Source organism: Microbulbifer sp. ABE4_465 (assembly GCF_056160765.1).
Genome location: NZ_JBSWXV010000007.1, coordinates 164,543 through 184,926, shown reverse-complemented (window position 1 = coordinate 184,926; position 20,384 = coordinate 164,543). Strand labels below are relative to the sequence as shown.

Sequence of the window (20,384 nt, the reverse complement as noted above, 5' to 3'; positions counted from 1 at the left end):
TAGCTCTGGTTGAAAGCGGCTCTACTTGCTTTCAACCTCTACCTTATCCACCTTCTGGAAGCCACGGGGCAGCTTGTTGCCACGCCGTCCACGCTCTCCTTCGTAGTGTTCCAGCTCTGAGAGCTTGATCTTCGTGTGGCGCTTGCCTGCATGGATGATCAGCTGATCTTTACCTTCCAGCACTGCAATACCCACCACAATTTCCTCGCGGCTCGCAGCGCGGGCTGCAGGGATATTGATGATTTTGTTGCCCTTGCCCTTGGAAAGCTCCGGCAGTTCGGACACCGGGAACACCAGCATACGTCCCTCACTGGTCACCGCCGCAAGTACTGCAGTTTCCGGGTTTTCGATTTCCCGGGGCGGCAGTACCTGTGCACCTTTCGGCAGGCTCAGCATCGCTTTACCGGCCTTGTTGCGAGACTGCAGGTCGGCGTATTTGGCGATAAAGCCGTAGCCCGCATCACTGGCCAGCAATACCTTCTGGTCATCCCCCCCCATCAACAGACCTTCAAAGGTGGCACCGGAAGGTGGATTGATACGGCCGGACAATGGCTCGCCCTGGCCCCGCGCGGAAGGCAGGGAATGGGCGGCTATGGCGTAGCTGCGGCCGGTGCTGTCCAGTAACAGCGCCGGCTGGTTGCTCTTGCCGCGGGCGGCGTACTTGAAGCCGTCGCCGGCTTTGTAACTGAGCGATTCCGGATCGATATCGTGGCCCTTGGCCTGGCGGATCCAGCCCTTGGCGGAGAGCACGACGGTGATCGGGTCGCTGCTCAACAGTTCGGTTTCGCTGAACGCTTTGGCTTCTTCACGCTGCACGATGGGTGAGCGGCGCTCGTCCCCGAATTCGTCGGCGGCGGCCAGCAGTTCTTTCTTGATCAGGGTTTTGAGGCGACGCTCGCTGCCCAGGGTCTTGGTCAGGGTATCGCGCTCTTTTTCCAGTTCCGCCTGCTCGCCGCGGATCTTCATTTCTTCCAGGCGGGCCAACTGGCGCAACTTGGTGTCGAGGACATATTCCGCCTGCACGTCCGACAGCTCGAAGCGGCGCATCAGCTCCTGCTTTGGCTCTTCGTGGGTGCGGATAATCTCGATCACTTCATCGATATTCAGGAAGGCGATCAGCAAGCCGTCCAACAGGTGCAGGCGCTTCTCCACCTTGTCGAGGCGGAATTGCAGGCGGCGCCTTGTGGTAACGGTGCGGAAGCTCAGCCACTCAGTGAGGATCTTGTCGAGGGATTTCACCTGCGGGCGGCCGTCGACGCCGATCATATTCAGGTTGACCCGGTAACTCTTCTCCAGGTCGGTGGTGGCAAACAGGTGGTTCATCACCTGCTCCAGGTCCACACGGTTGGACTTGGGTACGATTACCAGGCGGGTGGGATTCTCGTGGTCCGACTCGTCGCGCAGGTCGTTGACCATGGGCAGTTTCTTCGCCTGCATCTGCGCGGCAATCTGCTCCAGTACTTTAGAGCCACTGGCCTGATACGGCAGCGCGGTAATCACGATATCGCCATCTTCCTTGGTCCACACCGCGCGCATTTTTACCGAGCCCTTGCCGGTCTCGTACATTTTGTGCAGATCGGCCCGCGGCGAGATGATCTCGGCCTCGGTGGGCATATCCGGGCCCTGGATAAATTCGCACAGCTCGCTGACGGTGGCCTTGGGGTTCTCCAGCATATGCACGGTGGCGTCCACCACTTCGCGCAGGTTATGCGGGGGGATATCCGTGGCCATACCCACGGCGATACCCGTGGTACCGTTCAGCAGGATATTGGGGACCCGCGCGGGCAGCACCGCCGGTTCGTCCATGGTGCCGTCGAAGTTCGGCTGCCAGTCCACGGTGCCCTGGCCCAGCTCGGACAGCAGTACCTCGGAGTACTTGCCCATACGGGATTCGGTGTAACGCATGGCGGCGAAGGACTTGGGATCGTCCGGCGAGCCCCAGTTGCCCTGGCCATCCACCAGCGGGTAGCGGTAGCTGAATGGCTGCGCCATCAACACCATGGCCTCGTACACGGCGCTGTCGCCGTGCGGGTGGTACTTACCAATCACGTCGCCCACGGTACGCGCGGACTTCTTGTACTTGGCGCTGGCCTTCAGCCCCAGCTCGCTCATGGCGTAGACAATACGGCGCTGCACCGGCTTCAGGCCGTCGCCAATATTGGGCAGGGCGCGGTCGAGGATCACGTACATGGAGTAGTCCAGGTACGCCTTCTCGGTGTAGTCCGCCAGGTGCTGGCGTTCGGAGGCTTCAAACACGGAGGGCTCGGTCATACTGCGAGAGTCTCGTTATTTTGATCGGTATTTGGACAGATAAGAGAGATACAGGAGGGGGATTATGGCGGACTGCCGCAGCCGGTTCAAAGGTTGCCCTCACGATTCGACCCTGCGCCGCTGTACGTATTTCAGACAATCCTCAATATCACCCACCGCATGGGGCCAGTGGGATACAGGCAACGAACCTTTCTCGAGCCTGTGATAATGTTGCCTTTCTCAGTCTGTATCACGACAGGACGTTAGCGATGCCCGCACTCTTTGCCTTTCTCCACCACCTGCTGTTCCTCTCGATGACCGCCGTGCTCACCATGCAACTGGTGCTGCTGAATCAGGCATTCACCCTGCAGAATGCGCGCAAGATCCGTATTGTCGACCGCATCCTCGGCGGATCCGCGGCACTGCTTCTGGTGGTGGGTTTTTTACGGGTTTTCTATTTCGAAAAGGGTGCCAGTTACTATTTTCAGAACGGTGCCTTCCACGCAAAACTGACTCTGTTTGTGATCGCAGCACTGCTTTCCATTTACCCCACCATCCAGTTTCTGCGCTGGGGGAAATCCCTCAAGCAGGGCACAGTGCCGGTGGTCAGTGACCGTCAGCGCCGCTGGATGCGCATTATTGTGCACACCGAGTTGACCGCCATCGTCGCCATGGCCCTGTGCGCCGCACTGATGGCCAAAGGCATCGGCTACTTTGGCTGAGTGAGACCACATTCTTGCGCGAAGCACACCGCCTTGTATTGAAACAGGTCGCCATTGTCTACCTGGAGCACAACCGGGGAGATGTCACCCTTGGCGACACCGCCAGTGAAAAACTGCCTGGGTGATGCTAGTGCCGGCGGAAAGCGTCTGGCGGGAAGAGACCGTTGGGGCGCACTTTCCCGAAGATTCGGTCGTTCCGGAGGCGCTGAACCTGCCGGCATAATGCATGAACAGGCCCGTTACCCGCCTGTCGACCGGGGAAAAACAACGGCACGCCCGCAGCTTTCGAGAGCCCACATCTATCGAGTGTCCCCGGCGCAGTTCACCCGAATGCCTGCAACCGCGTACTGAAGGCCTCTAGAGACTATTCTCTTACTAGATGCCAACGATGGGGTCGGTATGAAAACTCTGCGACTGATACTGGGCGACCAGCTCAACCACAAACACTCGTGGTTCAGTGACGACGATGAAGACACCTGGTATTTCATTGCGGAAATGCGCCAGGAAACGGATTACGTCAAACACCATATTCAGAAAGTGGTGGCCTTTTTCGAGGCCATGGCCGAATTCGCACAGTGGCTGGAAGACCGGGGCAAAAACGTCATCTACTACACCCTGGATACCCCGGAAAACACCCAGAAACTGGGCAGCAATATCGCCCGGCTTGTTTCTGAACACCAGTTCGAACGATTCCAGTATCAACTGCCAGACGAATACCGGCTGGATCAACAGCTGAAGTTGCTAGCAGATGACCTCAGCATTCCGAGCGAACCTTTCGACAGCGAGCACTTCCTCACCGACCGGCAGTCACTCAGTACATTTTTTGACGGTAAGAAGTCGCTGTTGATGGAGAGCTTTTACCGGCATATGCGAAAGCAGCACCGGATACTGCTCAATAAAGACGGCAGCCCGGTGGGAGGCCAATGGAATTACGATCAAAACAATCGCAACAAGTGGAAGGGGGAGCCGAAGATCCCGCCGCAACGTGGCTTTCGCAAACAGGTTGTGGAAACCCTCAAGCGGATAGAGCGCGCTGGAGTGAACACGTTTGGGGCGATCTCCCCCGAGCAGTTCAACTGGCCGACCACCCGCACCGATGCGCTGGCCATGCTCCGGCATTTCTGTGAAGTGCTGCTACCGCACTTCGGCGACTACCAGGATGCCATGGATCCGGACGAAGTGTACCTGTTCCACAGCCGACTCAGCTTTGCCATGAACTGCAAGCTGCTGCATCCGATGGAAGTGATCGAAAAGTCAGTCGAGACCTGGCAGGAGAAGCAGGAAGCCATCGATGTCAGTCAGATAGAAGGCTTTGTTCGCCAGATTCTGGGCTGGCGGGAATATATGCGCGGCGTCTACTGGAAAGAGATGCCCGGCTACCGTCGCAATAATCGCCTGCGCAACCAGCGGGACCTGCCAGGTTTCTACTGGACCGGTGAAACAGACATGAACTGCCTGCATCACGCGATAAAAAACAGTCTCGAGCATGCCTATGCCCACCATATACAGCGGCTGATGATCACCGGCAATTTTGCCCTACTGGCCCAGGTACACCCGGACCAGGTCGACCGGTGGTACCTGGGAATTTACATCGACGCCATCGAATGGGTGGAAATGCCCAACACCCGGGGTATGAGCCAGTTTGCCGACGGTGGACTTGTGGCCACCAAGCCCTATATCAGCAGCGGCAGCTACATTCACAAAATGAGCAACTACTGCGACGCTTGCCGCTATAAGGTTCAGGAGCGCACCAGTGACGACGCCTGCCCGTTCAACAGCCTCTACTGGCATTTTTTAATGGAAAAGCGCGAGGCCTTTCAGAACAACCCACGCATGTCCATGATGCTGCATCAGCTCGATAAAATGCCCGAAGAGGACAAGCGGGCCCTGCGTGCCCGTGCCCAGCAGATCATTCGCGACCCGGATGCGTTTTAGGCGGAACCTTCCTATCGCCACCTAAAATACAGGCGCGATTTCCCGAGACAGGGGGTGCCGCCGATGGCGAAATACTTCAATATAATGTGAAAACAATGAAGCAGGCTCGCTTGAAGCAAGTCTTCCCATAAGCCGATTTAACTGAAATACCCGCATAGCCATATGCCTGTATAACCATAGGTTTTGACAACAATGACTCAGCCATCCACATCAGCGGACAAAACAAGGGTGACCACCTACAGTGAATTTGTCCGGCAGGTAGATTATTCGTTGATGGATAGCCTGAATGCCGACCCAGACGCCACAACGGATGGCGATGATCACCGTGCGCGCCAGGTATTCTCCGGGCACTTCGTGCCGGTAACGCCAACACCGATTGGACAGCCAGAATATGTCGCCCATAGCCGCAGTCTCTTTCAAGAACTAGGGCTCAGCGACGAACTTGCACAGGACCACAAATTTACCCAGTTATTCTCTGGAGACATCTCCGCAGCCCGTGCCCCAATGCGCAACTTCGGCTGGGCAACCGGTTATGCGCTATCCATTTACGGCACGGAATATGTCCGACAATGCCCATTTGGCACCGGCAATGGGTATGGTGATGGACGGGCCATCTCCGTGTTCGAAGGGGTATTTAACGGGCAGCGCTGGGAAATGCAATTAAAAGGAGGCGGCCCCACGCCCTATTGCCGCGGAGCCGATGGGCGCGCGGTATTGCGCTCAAGCGTACGTGAATTTCTCGCACAGGAGTATATGCACGCGCTGGGTGTGCCCACCTCGCGCTCATTAACCCTGTATGTATCAAAGACCGATACGGTTTCCCGCCCCTGGTATTCCGATCATTCCAACGCATTTGATCCAGACATCATCACCGAGAACCCGGTCGCGATATCCACACGGGTAGCGCCTTCGTTCCTGCGTGTCGGACAAATTGAATTATTTGCCCGCCGCGCCCGCAGCCATGCGTATGACAATGCGCTTAAAGAACTGCGCATGATCGTTATGCATTTGATTGCCAGAGAATACCAAGGCGAAATCGACCCCAGCCTCAACTTTTCAGATCAATTGATTGAGCTAGCACGATTATTTCGCCAACGCCTTACCGCGTTGGTCGCCAACTGGCTGCGCGTTGGTTACTGCCAGGGAAATTTCAACAGCGACAACTGCGCCGCTGGCGGCTTTACGCTGGATTACGGCCCATTCGGTTTTTGCGAAGTTTTCGACCCCGAGTTCCAACCCTGGACCGGCGGCGGGCAGCATTTTTCATTCTTCAACCAGCCGACCGCCGCAGAGGCGAACTTTCATATGTTCTGGAAGGCCATCCGCCCACTGCTCGCGGACGACAATGAAGCGCTAGAACGGCTGGATCAAATACGCCGTGATTTTCAGGAAGTAATGCAAGACCAGTTGCATCACATGTGGGCAGCCAAGCTCGGCCTCACCGAGTTCAACCTGGCTCTGTTTAAGGAACTGGTGACGCTTATGCGTCGCTCAGAGGTGGATTACACCATGTTCTTTCGTGAGCTTTCCCATATACCTGAGGATATTGTCGCGTTGAAGAAAAGCTTCTATGTCAAAACATCCTCTGACATCGACGAAAAATGGCAGTCCTGGTTAAGTAGCTGGCGCGATCTCGTGTTGACCGGTCATGACTTATCGACGGCAGCCGACAAAATGAAACGCGTCAATCCGAAGTATGCGTGGCGTGAATGGCTGATCGTCCCAGCCTATGAACAGGCCACACAGGGGGATTACAGCCTGATCAAGGAGCTGCAGGAAGTCCTGAGCCACCCTTATGATGAACAATCAAAAGAGATCGAAGAGAAGTACTACAGCCCGAGACCCAAAGAGTTTTTCAATGTGGGTGGAGTATCACACTACAGCTGCTCGTCTTGAGCGCGGCTTTTCTGAGGCTGATGTTCTGGAACTTTCTTAGTGAGCAGCGATGAGTCGCTGCCACAGCGGGGGTCCGTTAAGGCGGGGCAAGGGCAAGATCACTATCTCTATGGGCCGTACTCGCGGATCACTTCGATCTTCCCCACGATATTCTTATTGAGCTCATCCAAATCTTCGGCCGGAATCCACCATTCGGTATGGTCGGCTGCGCCGACACACTTGATCGGGTATCGGTCCATAAATTCTTTATTGACATAAAACCTGATTACATAACCCTTGCCAAAATCGGTAACGTTCCATTGGGTGAGCGCTATCGCGTATTCTTCATTGGTTACCGGGTAGAAGATTGGCTGATCCGGCAGTCTTGGTGGCCAAGCTGTGTAGCCGGACTCTTTTATCAGATCCAGCTCTTTCTGGCCTACGGGCCGAAAACATTCGATTGTCGTCATGGTGCCTATGCTTTGTGGGTAACACTGATACTTAGCGCCGCGCTTTGCGGAAAATTGGGAGCGCAGCGATTTGTTACACGGCAGCTTAACCACTAAAGTACGATGGAAACTCGCCAATACACTCACTTACAACCTGATGGTAGGCCCCTAATATATCGGAATCGAACACATCAGAATCTACTCCTTGACCATTAAGAACAGAACCAAGGCTCTTGCAAACCTCTCTATCAACATAGCCCTGAGAATAGAGCCACATTTCAAGGCTATTTGACAGTCCAAGTTTTAAGCGTGTTTGCAATCTCCTAAGAAGCTCCAATACATCGTCGCCCAATCCTTTACCCTCAGCCACATCAGCTATTGCCCCGACATACAACATAGATTCAAAAGAGAGTGCACCATCAGCCAAGTCTACTACGTGGTCCATTTTAATAGCTCTTTGCTGCGACCCTGCTTGATAATAAGCGCCTGATTGAACCAAGTAACCATGCAGATCAGCGTAGCTAGTTCCTGAAATCCATAATTTTGCAAATTCTAATATTACGTCTTCAGGCTTTATTTTTAGAAAAATCTTGTTGTTATTGATCTGAGTTAGCAAAGGCCAGAAAATTAAAAGAAGTTCATCTGAGCTTTGAGCTTGTGCTATTTCACCCCAATTCTCATCAAGCCAATCTTCGATTAAGAATAGATTTTTCAACCCCAGCAAAGATTTTCCGAAGAATGGTCTTTTCTTTTCGGGCACGGAAAGAACTCTACCTGCGATATGTGAAAATGCCGCCCGTAGCTGTCGTTTCTGATCTTCGTCTGACAAAAAGTAAGCCAATGTTCCTTGGGCCAACTCATCAAAGAACGTTTGAGGCGCACCTGGATTGTCTTTCAAATAGGACAAAAAATAGCTTTCTACTTCTTCAATTAAAGCTTCTTTATAATCCATCTGATCCAGTAGCGAACTGATATTAATAGCGTTTTTATTTCCTGCATCTATACAGCTTCGTCTATAGCCGCCGGGATTTGCGATGAACTGGACAACATCAACATTAAGTTCTGCGAAATCAAAAGACGAGATCAAGTCCAGTAGGCTACTAGCGCAGTTCTCAGCATTAGTAAAATCGAGCAAATGCATCGCTCTCTGCCATCGCCACCTTTCACGAAAATCATTGCGCTTATCAAAAACATCTGTATCCGCAAAAATGACACTCCCTTCAGTATGGTATCCAGCTCTGCCTGCTCGCCCGATGAGATTATGGAAGTCTCGCGTGGTGATTTCTTGTCCCGCTTGAAATGTACTTGAAACAACTAAATATCTAATTGGAAGATTCACACCCTGAGCAAGGGTTGATGTGCATACTACCAACACTGCCTTATCGGATTCCATTGCTCGCTCTACAGAAACACGGATACCATTCGGAATGTTGGAGCTATGCGGCAATATTCCAAAGGAAATCGAACGAGTAAATATAAACTCATCTCCAAAATGCAAACTAGAAAGGTACGCAATTTTTTCCAATTCGCTTTGATCGCTAGTAGTGCTCGGTGGTGGTAAAGCAAGACCTCTATCGTAGTAATCAACTAAAAGATCGCATATTGACGTGACAGTGCTCTTTACACCGCAGAAGATAGCAGTAGGACCTTGACGGCATAATTTAACACCTAAATAAGCTGCGACGCTGGAATTATCGTTTTTTTCAGGAAAAAGACGATCGACCCTCTCTCGACCTCTCGTTCCAAGGTTTACTTGCTCAATCACTCTAGGAACGAAATAATCTCTATCTGCGTCACGATCTTGATCGATGTATCGAAGTTGGCCCATTGCGGTTTGCCAGCTTGCGAAGGCTGTACTTCGTACTGTTGGTAAACATCCTGCTCCTTGAATCTCAATACCGGCTTCTCCATTAAGCCATTCACCAATAGAGTTTGCGTTAGCCATTACTGCGGAGATCAAAACCTTCTGAACATCATCACTTACGCGGTACTTGAGGTGAGCCATTAATAACTCATATGTGACGCCTCTCCTTCCAGTGTCAAACTGATGCCCTTCATCAAAAATAAGCAAGCCAATTGAGTCAGCTAAAGCAGGTTCATGCCTCAGAAGATAAACAAGTTTTTCCGGCGTGGTAACGACAATTGACTTGGTCGCTACTCCATTCTGAGAGGCTTCTCCTGTTAAAAATCTTATGAGATCGTCGTCACTATCGGAAATATCCAGAACATCTTGCAATTCATTGATATTGACTTCTTCATCCTCGAACGCCTGCTGAAATGTAGCCGTAATCTCCCTGCATAGGGCTCGAAATGGCGCAACAATTACGGCAGCATCAGAACGCCCCGATAAAAAGGAACTTCGAATTATTAATTCTGTCGATTTTGTCTTTCCCGCACTCGTGGGCATTTGCACAACGGCAGATAAGCCAGACAAAACACCTTGCTCACCCAACAAACTCTGAGCCGGCCAAAACTCTTGTACAAATTTCGGCTTAGCAATTACATTGACCCATTGTTCTAATGGGATTTGTGTATATTTCGGCAAACAGTTTATTGACGAGTTTTCGATTTTTCTTAGCAGGATAGAAGAAATAATATCGGCAAACAAAAGCTCTCTATCAGAACCATTTTCGTATACTTCATTCCTTAAGACCTGTATTGCCTGCCTAAGGACCTGGGTATCAATGCTTAAACCAAAAAAACTTCGAGTGGCGAAGCCGACGGCATCTATTGCCTGAGTTAAATAGGTTTTTTCAACGCGACACCAATCTTCTTCGAAGTTGGACTTCAATATCCATATCAAAATCCCCTCAAGTTTAGTGTCAGTGAGCGGTTCTGTGTTATAGGATAAACTTTTGGCTAGAACGATGGAGCTGCCGGGCATGCTTGCTAAATAGTAGGCCGCTGAACCTATAATCTTTAGATAAATAGTCATCTCATCAGCCAGATGAGACTGAATCAAAGCATCAAAATATTGCCCAACGGATATAAGTTCAGACTTCAACTCTTCATGTTTATCAGTCTCTTCAACCTGTTGTTCTTCACGAGCTTCAATAGCAGACAGGTCGCCCAATATACCAATAGTTGTAACCAACAGCTTACGCGGATCTACAGGCAGCGCTATATGGGATTTTTCATCAATAGCAAACTCATACATTTTTGCTTTCGATTTCGTAATTGCCAGCATTTTCTTAGAGAGCGCTTCAAGCTTCATTAGCAGCCCTTTCGTATAAGCCATGTACTAAAGACATCAATACAGTGCCTCTTATCACAATCATTTCTAACTTCGTTCGCAATGAATGTTCCTGAGTAGAAGCTTCAGCCAAAGTTTCCACGCAACATGAACTGTCAGTAAGAACCGCTGCCGCTCCAAATTTTGTTTTATATGGGTGGTCAACATTTTGCTGGAATCTTGAGACAATACTCATTCCGGAAAAATCTTTCTGATCGTATAATCGTTGCTTTGCGCCGTTTAAAGATTCCGCAAGTCTAATCTCATCCTTTGAACTGTCGTCAATTGCTGTTTGCAAAGTATTCCTGGCGTTATTCTCAGAAAGGCGCGCTTTTACCTCATAAATCACTAGTTCATCTTGGTTGGTTGGTTTTTTATTATTTTTCTTAAAGCCCAAGACATCTGAGCCCTTGGAAGACTCATTGCCAATTATCTTCCTGTCGTAGCGAGTTCTTGGAACATAGTAATCATGAAGAAACGCCAAGTAATCAGCGACCAATATTTCAGCAAAATCTCCTGCACGGATACTTGGCCCAGGGCTTTTAGTTTTATGCGGAAACTTAAGATTTAACAAATAATCTGTTTTTGTCATCCCTTCAGGTTTGAGTACCTCTATTGCATCATCACTGCAATAGTGATTCCTGAAATGCCGTGCCCAGTGAGACATGGCCTCTTCATTGGCTACATCGTAAGCGAACTCATATACAGGGACGTTCTCACCTGTTGAAATAGCGATCACTTCACCAGTATCGCGAAGCCACTGAATATGTTCTTTAGTCCAAGGCATTTGCAGTATACCGAACCATTCTATGTTTAATTATTCATGTTGCTCTGAGTGCCTATCTAGGCAGGTGCCGTGTAACGTCGCCATAACCGGCAGCCGGAGCGCAGCGTAGTCTGTCAGGCGCGAAGTTCATGGCCTTGTTAACTTTTTAGCTTGCTAGAAACCTCGGAAAACTTTTCCACTACCTCTATTGCTTTGTCGATTGTCATTTCAATTGGGTGCTGATTATCTTGAACTTGACCATTTAGCATTTCCAGCTCCATAAATAATTCAGCCATTCTTTTATTTACCAAATCTTTAGAATCGCTATCGCCATCTATCAATTGGTTAATAAAAGTAGCACCGCCACCCAAAAACCCGAAAAGGTGTGAATAACGCAGGCTTATCAATTGATACAACTTGTACTGACTGAAGAAGAAATATGAAAGCACTGCCAATGAAAGCGTTACACCGAATCGAAGCAGTAATAACTCTATGTACTCTAAATTTTGTAGCTTTTCGCTTATAAATGTAACTGCGAGAAATACTGGTATGAAAACAACGGATACAATGAAACCAAATAGAAATGCATAACGATGATTATTAGCCTTTCTTAAATCCGATTCTATGTTAGTTTTGAAATTTTTCTCTAAGCCCAGTTCTGCATTTAGACCGACAAGCTTATTGATACCCTCATCGATCTGAAGAGACACTTCATTTTTCAAGCTAATGAAGTCTCCTTCAATTTTATTAATAACCTCCTCTTTTAATGATTCAATTTCTTGACTATGCTGATCTGGAACAGGCAATCCTGAGATAAATTCATCGATACCATCGAATATTTTATTACCTTCAGTAAAAAAGCTTACAAATTGTTGGATGTTATTTGTTCGGTTTACATTTGCCCATTTTTGATTCCAAGGGTTGTACTTCAGATTATCAAATTCTGTTATTTTTCTATTTAACTCATCCCAATGCTCATTCATGGGATACTGGACGCGAAATTGATGGATTCTATTTCGCCGTTGGTCGAATCTCTGCTTAACGGTTGCAGCATACTGCTGCGCTTGAGCTTGATTCTTCCCTTCAAACTCATTTTTTTCAAAAATAGTTGAAATTGTCATTATGCTTATTTAGATCTCGATTAAGTTAACAGTTTGTTCGTGGGAGTGTGCATATATGGGAATGCTGAAAAGTCTATATCGGCCCACAAAGTATCCAAATATGCACCAAAGCCCGTGACGTGCCCATATCTGGATATAAACCGCTATCTAGCCACAAAATGATAAATACGTCACGCTTTCAGCCCCGAAAACCCATTACACACAATTACAGCTTCTGATTAATCGGCCGCCTTAGCTCTATAGGGCTAACGTTGTCAGTAAAATCAGCCCTAAAAAAAGGCCACCGCAAAGGGTGGCCTCATTTAAAGATCAGAGTTAATTACGAACCAGAAGTTCGCACTAGCCCGCAAATACCAGAACCGACTATTAAACCCAAACGGTGAGGTCCGGGAGGCTGGAAGCGCAGCCAGCGGGCAAGAGGAACATCAGTGGCTGTCCCGCACCTGATTGATCAACCCTCCCGCCAGCACGGTTGCCACCTCGTCTTCACTCATATTGTGGGTGACCGCGAGCTGCTTCCCGTCTTCCAGTTCAATGTTCACCACATCCCCCGACTGTAACTGTCCGGCCAGATCGCTGAAGGTCAATGGGCTGCCCTGTTTCAGTTTCGCGAGGTCACTGGGTTTGGCGAACAACAGTGGTACCACACCAAAATTGATCAGGTTGCGACGGTGGATACGGGCCATGGACACGGCGATCACTGCGCGCACGCCGAGAAAACGCGGTGCGATCGCCGCGTGTTCGCGGCTGGACCCCTGGCCATAATTCTCACCACCGATTACAAAGCAGTCGCCGTCGAGCTTTTTCGCACGATCGTAAAAGGTCTCGTCAATGCGGGAAAAGGTGTAGTGACTGATGGCCGGAATATTTGAACGCAGCGGCAGGATATCGGTGCCCGCTGGCAGGATTTCATCCGTGGAGACGTTGTCACCAGCCTTGAGTAGTATCGGGCCCGTCAGTTTTTCCGGCAGCGGGTCAAAGTCCGGCAATAGTTGAATATTGGGACCTTTTTCCAGTTCAACCGGAATTTCGTTTGAACGGTCCTCCGGCGCCAGCATAAGTGGGCGCATATCGCCGAGTGTTTCCGGCTCGGAAAACGTCGGGTATTCCATCTCCATGTCGCGGGGATCTGTGATCTTGCCGGACAGAGCGCTGGCGGTGGCGGTTTCCGGGCTACACAGGTACACCTGGTCTTCTTTGGTGCCGGAGCGCCCGGGGAAATTGCGCGGTACCGTGCGCAGACTGATCCGTCCGGTGGCCGGTGCCTGTCCCATGCCGATACAACCGTTGCAACCGGTCTGGTGCAGGCGCGCGCCTGCAAGCAACAGCCGGTTGAGGTCGCCACTGCGACTCAGTTCTTCCAGTACCTGACGACTGGTAGGGTTTATGTCCAGGGATATTTCTTCGGGAACCTGCTGTCCCTCGACCATTCGTGCCGGCACCACGAAATCTCTCAGCCCCGGGTTGGCAGAGGAACCAATGTAACTCTGATAAATCGGTTTCCCCGCGACCTCGCGCACCGTCACTACTTTGCCGGGACTGGAGGGACAGGCAATCATCGGCTCCAGCCGGGACAGATCGAGGGTATCGTGGTGATCATACTCTGCACCCTCTTCCGCCCGCATGGGTACGAAGTCCTGCTCGCGTCCCTGCTGCTTCAGAAACACGCGTACCTGTTCATCCGCCGGAAAAACACTGGCGGTAGCCCCCATTTCCTGTCCCATATTGGCAATTACATGGCGATCCATGGCGGTGAGGTTGTCCAGCCCCGGGCCGTAATATTCAAAAATTTTGTTCACACCACCTTTCACATCGTAGCGGCGCAACATTTCCAGTATCACGTCTTTGGCACTTACCCAGGGGGGCAACTTGCCGGTGACCTCCACGCCGATGACTTCCGGCATAACCAGGGAAAAGGGAATCCCGGCCATGGCCAAAGCCACCTGCAGGCCACCCGCTCCCATGGCGAGCATGCCCATGGCACCCCCGGCACAGGTATGGCTGTCGGAGCCCAGCAGGGTTTTTCCCGGGACTCCGAAGCACGCCATATGCACCGCGTGGCTGATGCCGTTTCCGGGGCGGGAAAACCAGATGCCCCACTTGCGACTGGCGCTGCGCAGGAACAGGTGATCGTCCGCATTCTTGAAATCCGCCTGGATCAGGTTGTGATCCACATACTGGGCGGAGACCTCGGTTTTTACCCGCGGCAACCCCAGCGCTTCAAACTCCAGCATGACCATGGTGCCCGTGGCGTCCTGACACAGGGTCTGGTCAATTTTCAACTGCACTTCTTCACCGGGCTGCATTTTGCCACTCACCAGGTGCTGCTCGATCAACTGATGGGCGAGGTTCTTTTTCGCACTCATTACCTGCTCCTTCGATTTTTCATTTGACGGTCAGTTTGAAAACTCCACACGCGGGGCACCTTTATCGGTACCGATATAGTCGGGGGCACACTGGATAAAGTCTTTTTGATCCAGCCCCGCCTCGATCAGGAACTTCTGTACATGTCGTGCGCGGCGATTGGCCAGACGCAGTAACTCCTCACGCATGCCTCTTGGCGGGTCGCGGAAAAACGCTTTCCACTGAGTTCTGTCGCCACCCACGGCCCGGGCTTCATGGGGAAATAGCACCGTCAAGTCCTGTGCTGTCGAAACACCACAGATTCCAGGACGGGCTTTGGGGTTATCGCGCATATCTTCGATCATACCGTTCAGCGACACTTTGGCTTGCTCACTGAGGGTGTCGTACCCGGGCGCAAACTCAAGATCATCAAAGCGTTCCGCGCGGAAGCGAGCCCACGCCAGCTTGGCCAGGCTGTAAAAGCCTATCGGGGTGAAATAGGCAAACAGCGACTCGAGAATGGCTCGCTGCAACAGATCGCTGAAGATAAAACTGAAATTGAATTTGGGGTCGTAAAGTTGCCCGGTTACCGGCATGTCGAAACGCACATCACCATCGCCGTCTTTCAGCAGCGCCAACGCCAGGCTCAGAGGAATAAAACTTTTTTTCACCGCCAGATGATCGGTATCCCGAACCCTGCGCACCTTGATCTTCTGCAACTCCATTTTTGCAAGTGCATCCACCTGATTGTCGTCAACGGCAATATTCACTTCCGCATCCAGCTGCCCCTGTAAAATTTTGTAGCCGAGCAGCCGCGCAATGTAGGGGGTCGCAGGAATCAGGTTGGCGCCTTCCACATAGCCCAACAGGCTGGCATCCCAGTGATTACTCTCCAGAAGATTCACATGACCTGCCAGGTGCATTTCACTAAAGCCGCCCGGGCGGGCGTTGAACACCAGTACCGCCGGCGGATCTTCCGGGTAATTACTCATACCCTGCAGCAGCAGATTGATGCGTCGCACCGGCAATTTAGCCTCGTATACTTGTGTATCGTCGAACCACAGGAAGTGACCTTGATCCACCGTCAACTGGCGCACCCGATAGCGGAACCGGTTGGCCTCCCGCGCCAGGTCGCCGCGCTGATAGTGATAACGCTGGGGGGCGGGTGTTTCATCGCGGAAGCGCTCCCAGGCACCGAAATCATCCTCCTGTCCACGGGCGAGAACACTGCGCGGTTTCAGTAAATCGATGGTGTCGACATTGAGTGATTTTTCCTTGGGCAGATAATCGAACTGGGACACCCTGAACAGTTTGATTTCGGTATTCCACGGGTGATTAGCGAATTCCTGGGCGCGCGGATCCCGCCGAAACAGTTTGCTATTGGCCACTTCGGCATGCAGTAGCCGCACAAGTTCACGGGTAAATGTTAATCCACGCGCCTCGGCGAACTCGGTTTCCAGTAGCTGATCTCCGTCAGTGTCGTTGAGAGCCAGTCGATATAACTGCGCCATATTCAGCTGCAGACTGCGATCTCCGAAATTGAGCAGACCGGTAGCCTCCAGGTTCTGCAGGTCCAAGCAATAGCGCACACCGGGGACATACCCTCGCGGGACACAACCCTGGATATTACTGAGCAACAGTTTTTTGCCCACAATCTGCCGGCTGCCGAATCCCAGTTCGTCGGCCCGCAGGGATTCCACCTGCAAATAGGGGGTCGATTCACCCGCTGGCTCCCCATTCCCGCTGCCGTGAAAAATGCGCAATCCATCGACCTGGATATTGCGAAAGTAGCGCTGGGGTATACCGCTGCCGAACTGACTCAGGATCACCCGATGCTCGCTGGTCACGGTGACTTTTCCCACATGAAAACAGGGAGTCAGAGGATTTTCATCCCAGCGTACCGGCTTCAGACAACCGCGAATGCCTCTCATCTTGCCGTCCCTCAGAGACAGGACGCCCGGCGAAAAGACCAGATCGCGAACATCGAGACTGGCAAACCCCATGCGCGCACGGTTTCCCTCAAGGAAAACAAAATCTTCAACACCAATACGTCCGGTGGACCGAAAATCTTGTTCGCTCTCACCCTCTGCTCCGGCCTCCAGTTCGAGCCGTTGATTGCCAGAGATCTGGATCTTGCCGACGGCGACACACGGAATTCCCAACCCGCGGTTCACCCGGCCCTGTTTGTCCGGCATGCAACCGGTGAAGTCCTGTGCGATCAGGTCCCGCACGTGTACCCGCTTACCACCGGGCCAGCGCAGATGTTGCCAACGCAACTCTGCAAGATGAAACTTCGATGATTGATCGGCGGCGGAGCGCAGTTCCAGGTTCTCTAGCCACAGCGGCCCAAGGTCGAGAATATCGGTGGTTGCCGTTTTTTCACCTCGTCCCAGTGCAATCCGGTTGTCGCCGGCGAGACGCAGTGCTCCCAGTGCCAGGCAGCCACCCCAGCGGCCACTGCTCTCACCGCGCAAGCGGGCGGCGGTTAACCAGTCCTCTGGTCCGCATCCTCGCGCCGAATCAAGCCGGATATCCCGCAGGTTTATCACCACCGGATGGTCACCGACTGGCTGCTCCATACCGATACCGGCAATGCGCAATTGCCCCAGCTCTAACTGCGCCGGCGCAGCGGAATCAACAGGGGTATTTTCGCTAGGCAGCAAGCGGTATAACGCCAGCTTCTGAATCGCCACGCCCTCGCCATCCGAGCGCAAGTCGCGGCCGCGCAAGCAGCGGGGCAGCATGGAATCGGTATCTCCCCGCTGCGGCCAGCACATATCCAGTCGGCTGGCCTGCAGTGTATCCAGCTGCCAGTCGGCACTTGCCGGGGCACTCCGCGGTAGATCAACCTGCATGGAGAGTCCGGCCAGGTCGCGCACTTCCGCGGTAAAGTCCCCTTCTCCTCCGGTCAATGACAGGCGCGCCAGTGCCAATTGGTTCAGGTCCGCGCGAAAGTGTTCACGCCGGTAGTCGAGCTGGAAGGTATCGCCGGTGCGCAGGCTTTCAATCTGTGCACAGCGGTCGTCACCCAGACAGAAGGCCGCGCCGTCCAGCGCCGCACCGGGCAAATCCAGGTGTGCCAGTGTCGGCGCCGACTGAAAATTCATCGCGGCTTTGGGTAGCCGCAACTGGGTAACTGATAGCAGGGAGTCACCGGCGGCGGTATCAATCTCAGCACCATCGAGGCTCAGTCCGGCGGCGCTCAGCCCGAGGCGGAATGCACTGCGCGCGGGTACGTTTTCCGCGCTCACGGCGCGCTGGGTATCCAGCTGCAGCTGTAATGGCTGCTGCTGTTGCAGGTTGCGAATGTCAAAACAGGCGGCGCGCCGCTCACCCGATCCGCGCGCCAACAACAGTTGCCAGGCCGCTGGCATGCAGCCCTCCAGCCGCTCGAGCAGTGCAGCGTCCAGTTCGAGCTCGGTACTGCTCAGGTGAATACGCTTACCAATGGCACTGCTTACCCCCGGTGCGAGGTGACCAGCGCCCCCGGTTTCCGCAGTGTCCGGCGGGGATCTGGTGAGCTGCCCCTTTTCTGAACCCGCCTCTTCGTTGAGGCTCCCCTCAACAGCAGCACCATCTTCTTCCATCACCCACCAGTGCCCCTGCCCCGCGGCAAAGTATTCCCCGGGGTTCAATAGCTCCTTGCTGCGGCGAAACAGGCCCGGGCCAAGGCGCAACCGGGTGAGTGCCAAACCGGTTTGACGGTCCGGATCCGGGGAGAGGTGATCCGAGAGCAACAGACTCTCCAGCGCGAGCTCGCCGAGAATGAGGTAGGGAGACGCGGCGGCGGAGGAACCTCCCCCGGTCTGCAGCACAAAGTTGCCGTCGCCTTCCAGAGCGCGTAACCGACCGCACAGGGGAGACAGGCGCCGAGGCAACAGGCCCTCGGTCATACACCCGGAGAGGGACTGCAGGGCAAAGTCCTCGGCCAGATACTCACCGTCCGCCGGCGACAGATTCAGCCGGGCCCAGTTCAGCCCGGAAAGCTCTACCGGATCACTGGCTTGCAGGGAGGGAGAAGCCGCGGCGGCCGCCGGCGATATCCGAAAGCTGTCCAGTGCGACAGCGCCACTCTGCAGTGCCCAGGTCTGCGCCGGTCGTCCATTGCTCGCCACCTTGCGCGGGAACTGCAGAGAGAATTCCTCCGCCAGTTGCAACTGTGACAGCCGCACACACTGAGTGGCCGCACCGAGAATTTCCCCCGGGATACAGCCGTTCGCTACATCCAGCTGTACCTGCTGCAATTCGAGTTGACGCGCACTGTTACGATACTGCAACGCACCCAGACCCAAGTGATTCACTGACAGTGCGCGAGAATCCGGCAATGCCGTATCCATGTCCACCAGTCTTCCCTGGCTCAGGCTGGCCTCGGTGAGGTCAACCGTCAAACCATTCTGCCAGTGAAATTCCGTTGGTCTGGGCAGTCGCAGAGTTCCGGCGCGCATACAGTAATGATGTGAGCCACCGCGCCAGGGGCCAGGGCACCAGGAGAAATTTCTGGCGCCACCGCTCTGCCAGCTCAGCGCCTTTTCTTCACGCAGGAAATCAAAACTGTCGAGCGCGATGGTCTGCGCGTGCCAGTTGGGGTAACGCCGGTTGCGGTAGCGCAGCCGTACTTCCTCACCGCTCAGTCGGTGCCAGGCGATTTCCGATTTTGCGCCAAAAGCAAAAAGTGCCGAACCCCGCAACTCGAGACGGCGGGCAATACCGCAGTGGCCAGTGATCCGATTCAGCGCAGGCACAGCTTCCGCCCAGCGGTCCGGAGGACAGCCGGCAAATTTGCGTGCGAGCACCGCCTCTGTACGCAGTGCGTTGCCCGGCCGCGCAAAGCGAATGCGATGTGTGTGCAAAGCGACCAGTGCCAGGGTGGGATCTTCCTCTGGCGATTTCTGCAAATCGCCCTCACCCGCTTCCTGCGTCTGGCTACGGAGACCGTAACGGGAAACCTTGCCCGGAAATTCATCCCAGGCAAGCAGGTTTTCCACCTGCAGGTCTTCCGCGCCAATATCGAATTTCAATGCCTCCGTGGCTTCACGAACTCCGCTGACAAAGAAATCATCCAGTACCAGTTTGCCGATTCGCACGCAGCTTGGGCTGTCCCACTGGGGTTTGTGCTGGTAGCACACCACACTGTCGCGGAGAGTGGCTGCGGTCAGATCCACGCGCCAGTTTTTCGGTCTCTTTTCGCCTTCCGCCAGATGCCAACCGCCAATTTCCCACACCCGACCACGTTTTCCCGGAGAGGATTCCAGGTCCATATAGGCCCCGTCCAGTTCCACCAGTTTGACGTGAACTTTTCCTCGTAGCAGGTACCACCAGCTCAGCCCCAGGGTGGCTTCACGCACGCGAAAGCCGCGTTCGAATTTATTGCGTACTTCCACACCGCGCAGGTGCGCGTGCAATCGCGGCAAAGATACGTCGATGTGTTGTACCTCGGCCTCAAGGCCATGCTGGTGCAACCAGCGCTGTACCTTGCCGGGCAGGTAAATCGACAGGAAAAGATTCAGCGCGGCGATCAACAGCAGGAATATCACCAGCAACCACAAAAGGCGATAGATGCCCTTGCGCTGCGCGTCCCTCGCGGGAGATATCGGCGGTGAATCTTGTGGTGAACTAGACATCGAGGCTCGGCGAACAGTGTATTGCGCGCAATCCTCGCGATTTTCGGGCGGAACTGCGGACTCTCTACAG

The 20,384-nt window shown here is 53.2% G+C and carries 10 protein-coding genes; 3 read left to right on the top strand and 7 right to left on the bottom strand.

Annotated features, from left to right (window positions below):
* Positions 1 to 21: 21 nt before the first annotated feature.
* Entirely contained in the window at positions 22 to 2,271 is a 2,250-nt protein-coding gene (gene parC, locus ACXAG1_RS12740; RefSeq protein WP_475119900.1) for a DNA topoisomerase IV subunit A, read from the bottom strand.
* 248 nt (positions 2,272 to 2,519) lie between these two features.
* Between parC and ACXAG1_RS12735 the strand changes: the two genes are divergently transcribed.
* The 3 genes from ACXAG1_RS12735 (at position 2,520) to ACXAG1_RS12725 (ending at position 6,803) form a co-directional block, all read left to right on the top strand.
* On the top strand, positions 2,520 to 2,972 hold the full coding sequence (locus tag ACXAG1_RS12735) for a DUF2214 family protein (RefSeq protein WP_475119899.1): 453 nt from the start codon (positions 2,520 to 2,522) through the stop codon (positions 2,970 to 2,972).
* 399 nt (positions 2,973 to 3,371) lie between these two features.
* Positions 3,372 to 4,907 (top strand): cryptochrome/photolyase family protein, encoded by a 1,536-nt coding sequence (locus ACXAG1_RS12730; RefSeq protein WP_475119898.1) that lies wholly within the window; start codon positions 3,372 to 3,374, stop codon positions 4,905 to 4,907.
* A gap of 228 nt (positions 4,908 to 5,135) precedes the next feature.
* Complete coding sequence (locus ACXAG1_RS12725; protein WP_475119897.1) at positions 5,136 to 6,803, top strand: protein adenylyltransferase SelO; 1,668 nt, start codon at positions 5,136 to 5,138, stop codon at positions 6,801 to 6,803.
* Positions 6,804 to 6,910: 107 nt separating this feature from the next.
* Here ACXAG1_RS12725 and ACXAG1_RS12720 read toward each other — a convergent pair whose 3' ends face one another.
* The 6 genes from ACXAG1_RS12720 to ACXAG1_RS12695 form a co-directional block, all read right to left on the bottom strand.
* Positions 6,911 to 7,252 (bottom strand): hypothetical protein, encoded by a 342-nt coding sequence (locus tag ACXAG1_RS12720; protein ID WP_475119896.1) that lies wholly within the window; start codon positions 7,250 to 7,252, stop codon positions 6,911 to 6,913.
* A gap of 85 nt (positions 7,253 to 7,337) precedes the next feature.
* Entirely contained in the window at positions 7,338 to 10,445 is a 3,108-nt protein-coding gene (locus tag ACXAG1_RS12715; RefSeq protein WP_475119895.1) for a DEAD/DEAH box helicase, read from the bottom strand.
* The gene (locus ACXAG1_RS12710; RefSeq protein WP_475119894.1) at positions 10,435 to 11,250 is read right to left on the bottom strand and encodes a Hachiman antiphage defense system protein HamA; all 816 of its coding nucleotides are present in this window, start codon (positions 11,248 to 11,250) and stop codon (positions 10,435 to 10,437) included. Before ACXAG1_RS12710 ends, ACXAG1_RS12715 begins: the two co-directional genes overlap by 11 nt.
* A 137-nt stretch (positions 11,251 to 11,387) precedes the next feature.
* A complete protein-coding gene (locus ACXAG1_RS12705; RefSeq protein ID WP_475119893.1) occupies positions 11,388 to 12,350 on the bottom strand; it encodes a hypothetical protein in 963 nt (320 codons plus the stop codon).
* 425 nt (positions 12,351 to 12,775) lie between these two features.
* Positions 12,776 to 14,716: an aconitate hydratase gene (locus ACXAG1_RS12700; RefSeq protein ID WP_475119892.1), complete on the bottom strand. Its 1,941-nt coding sequence runs from the start codon at positions 14,714 to 14,716 to the stop codon at positions 12,776 to 12,778.
* Between the two features lie 30 nt (positions 14,717 to 14,746).
* Positions 14,747 to 20,314, bottom strand: coding sequence for a DUF748 domain-containing protein (locus ACXAG1_RS12695; protein ID WP_475119891.1), 5,568 nt, complete (start codon positions 20,312 to 20,314; stop codon positions 14,747 to 14,749).
* Between the last annotated feature and the right edge of the window lie 70 nt (positions 20,315 to 20,384).

Bases quoted from the DNA above. Each gene is read 5' to 3' on its own strand.
- ACXAG1_RS12720 (WP_475119896.1), bottom strand. From the start codon at position 7,252: ATGACGACAATCGAATGTTTTCGGCCCGTAGGCCAGAAAGAGCTGGAT.
- ACXAG1_RS12710 (WP_475119894.1), bottom strand. From the start codon at position 11,250: ATGCCTTGGACTAAAGAACATATTCAGTGGCTTCGCGATACTGGTGAA.
- ACXAG1_RS12735 (WP_475119899.1), top strand. From the start codon at position 2,520: ATGCCCGCACTCTTTGCCTTTCTCCACCACCTGCTGTTCCTCTCGATG.
- ACXAG1_RS12695 (WP_475119891.1), bottom strand. From the start codon at position 20,314: ATGTCTAGTTCACCACAAGATTCACCGCCGATATCTCCCGCGAGGGAC.
- ACXAG1_RS12730 (WP_475119898.1), top strand. From the start codon at position 3,372: ATGAAAACTCTGCGACTGATACTGGGCGACCAGCTCAACCACAAACAC.
- parC (WP_475119900.1), bottom strand. From the start codon at position 2,271: ATGACCGAGCCCTCCGTGTTTGAAGCCTCCGAACGCCAGCACCTGGCG.
- ACXAG1_RS12715 (WP_475119895.1), bottom strand. From the start codon at position 10,445: ATGAAGCTTGAAGCGCTCTCTAAGAAAATGCTGGCAATTACGAAATCG.
- ACXAG1_RS12705 (WP_475119893.1), bottom strand. From the start codon at position 12,350: ATGACAATTTCAACTATTTTTGAAAAAAATGAGTTTGAAGGGAAGAAT.
- ACXAG1_RS12700 (WP_475119892.1), bottom strand. From the start codon at position 14,716: ATGAGTGCGAAAAAGAACCTCGCCCATCAGTTGATCGAGCAGCACCTG.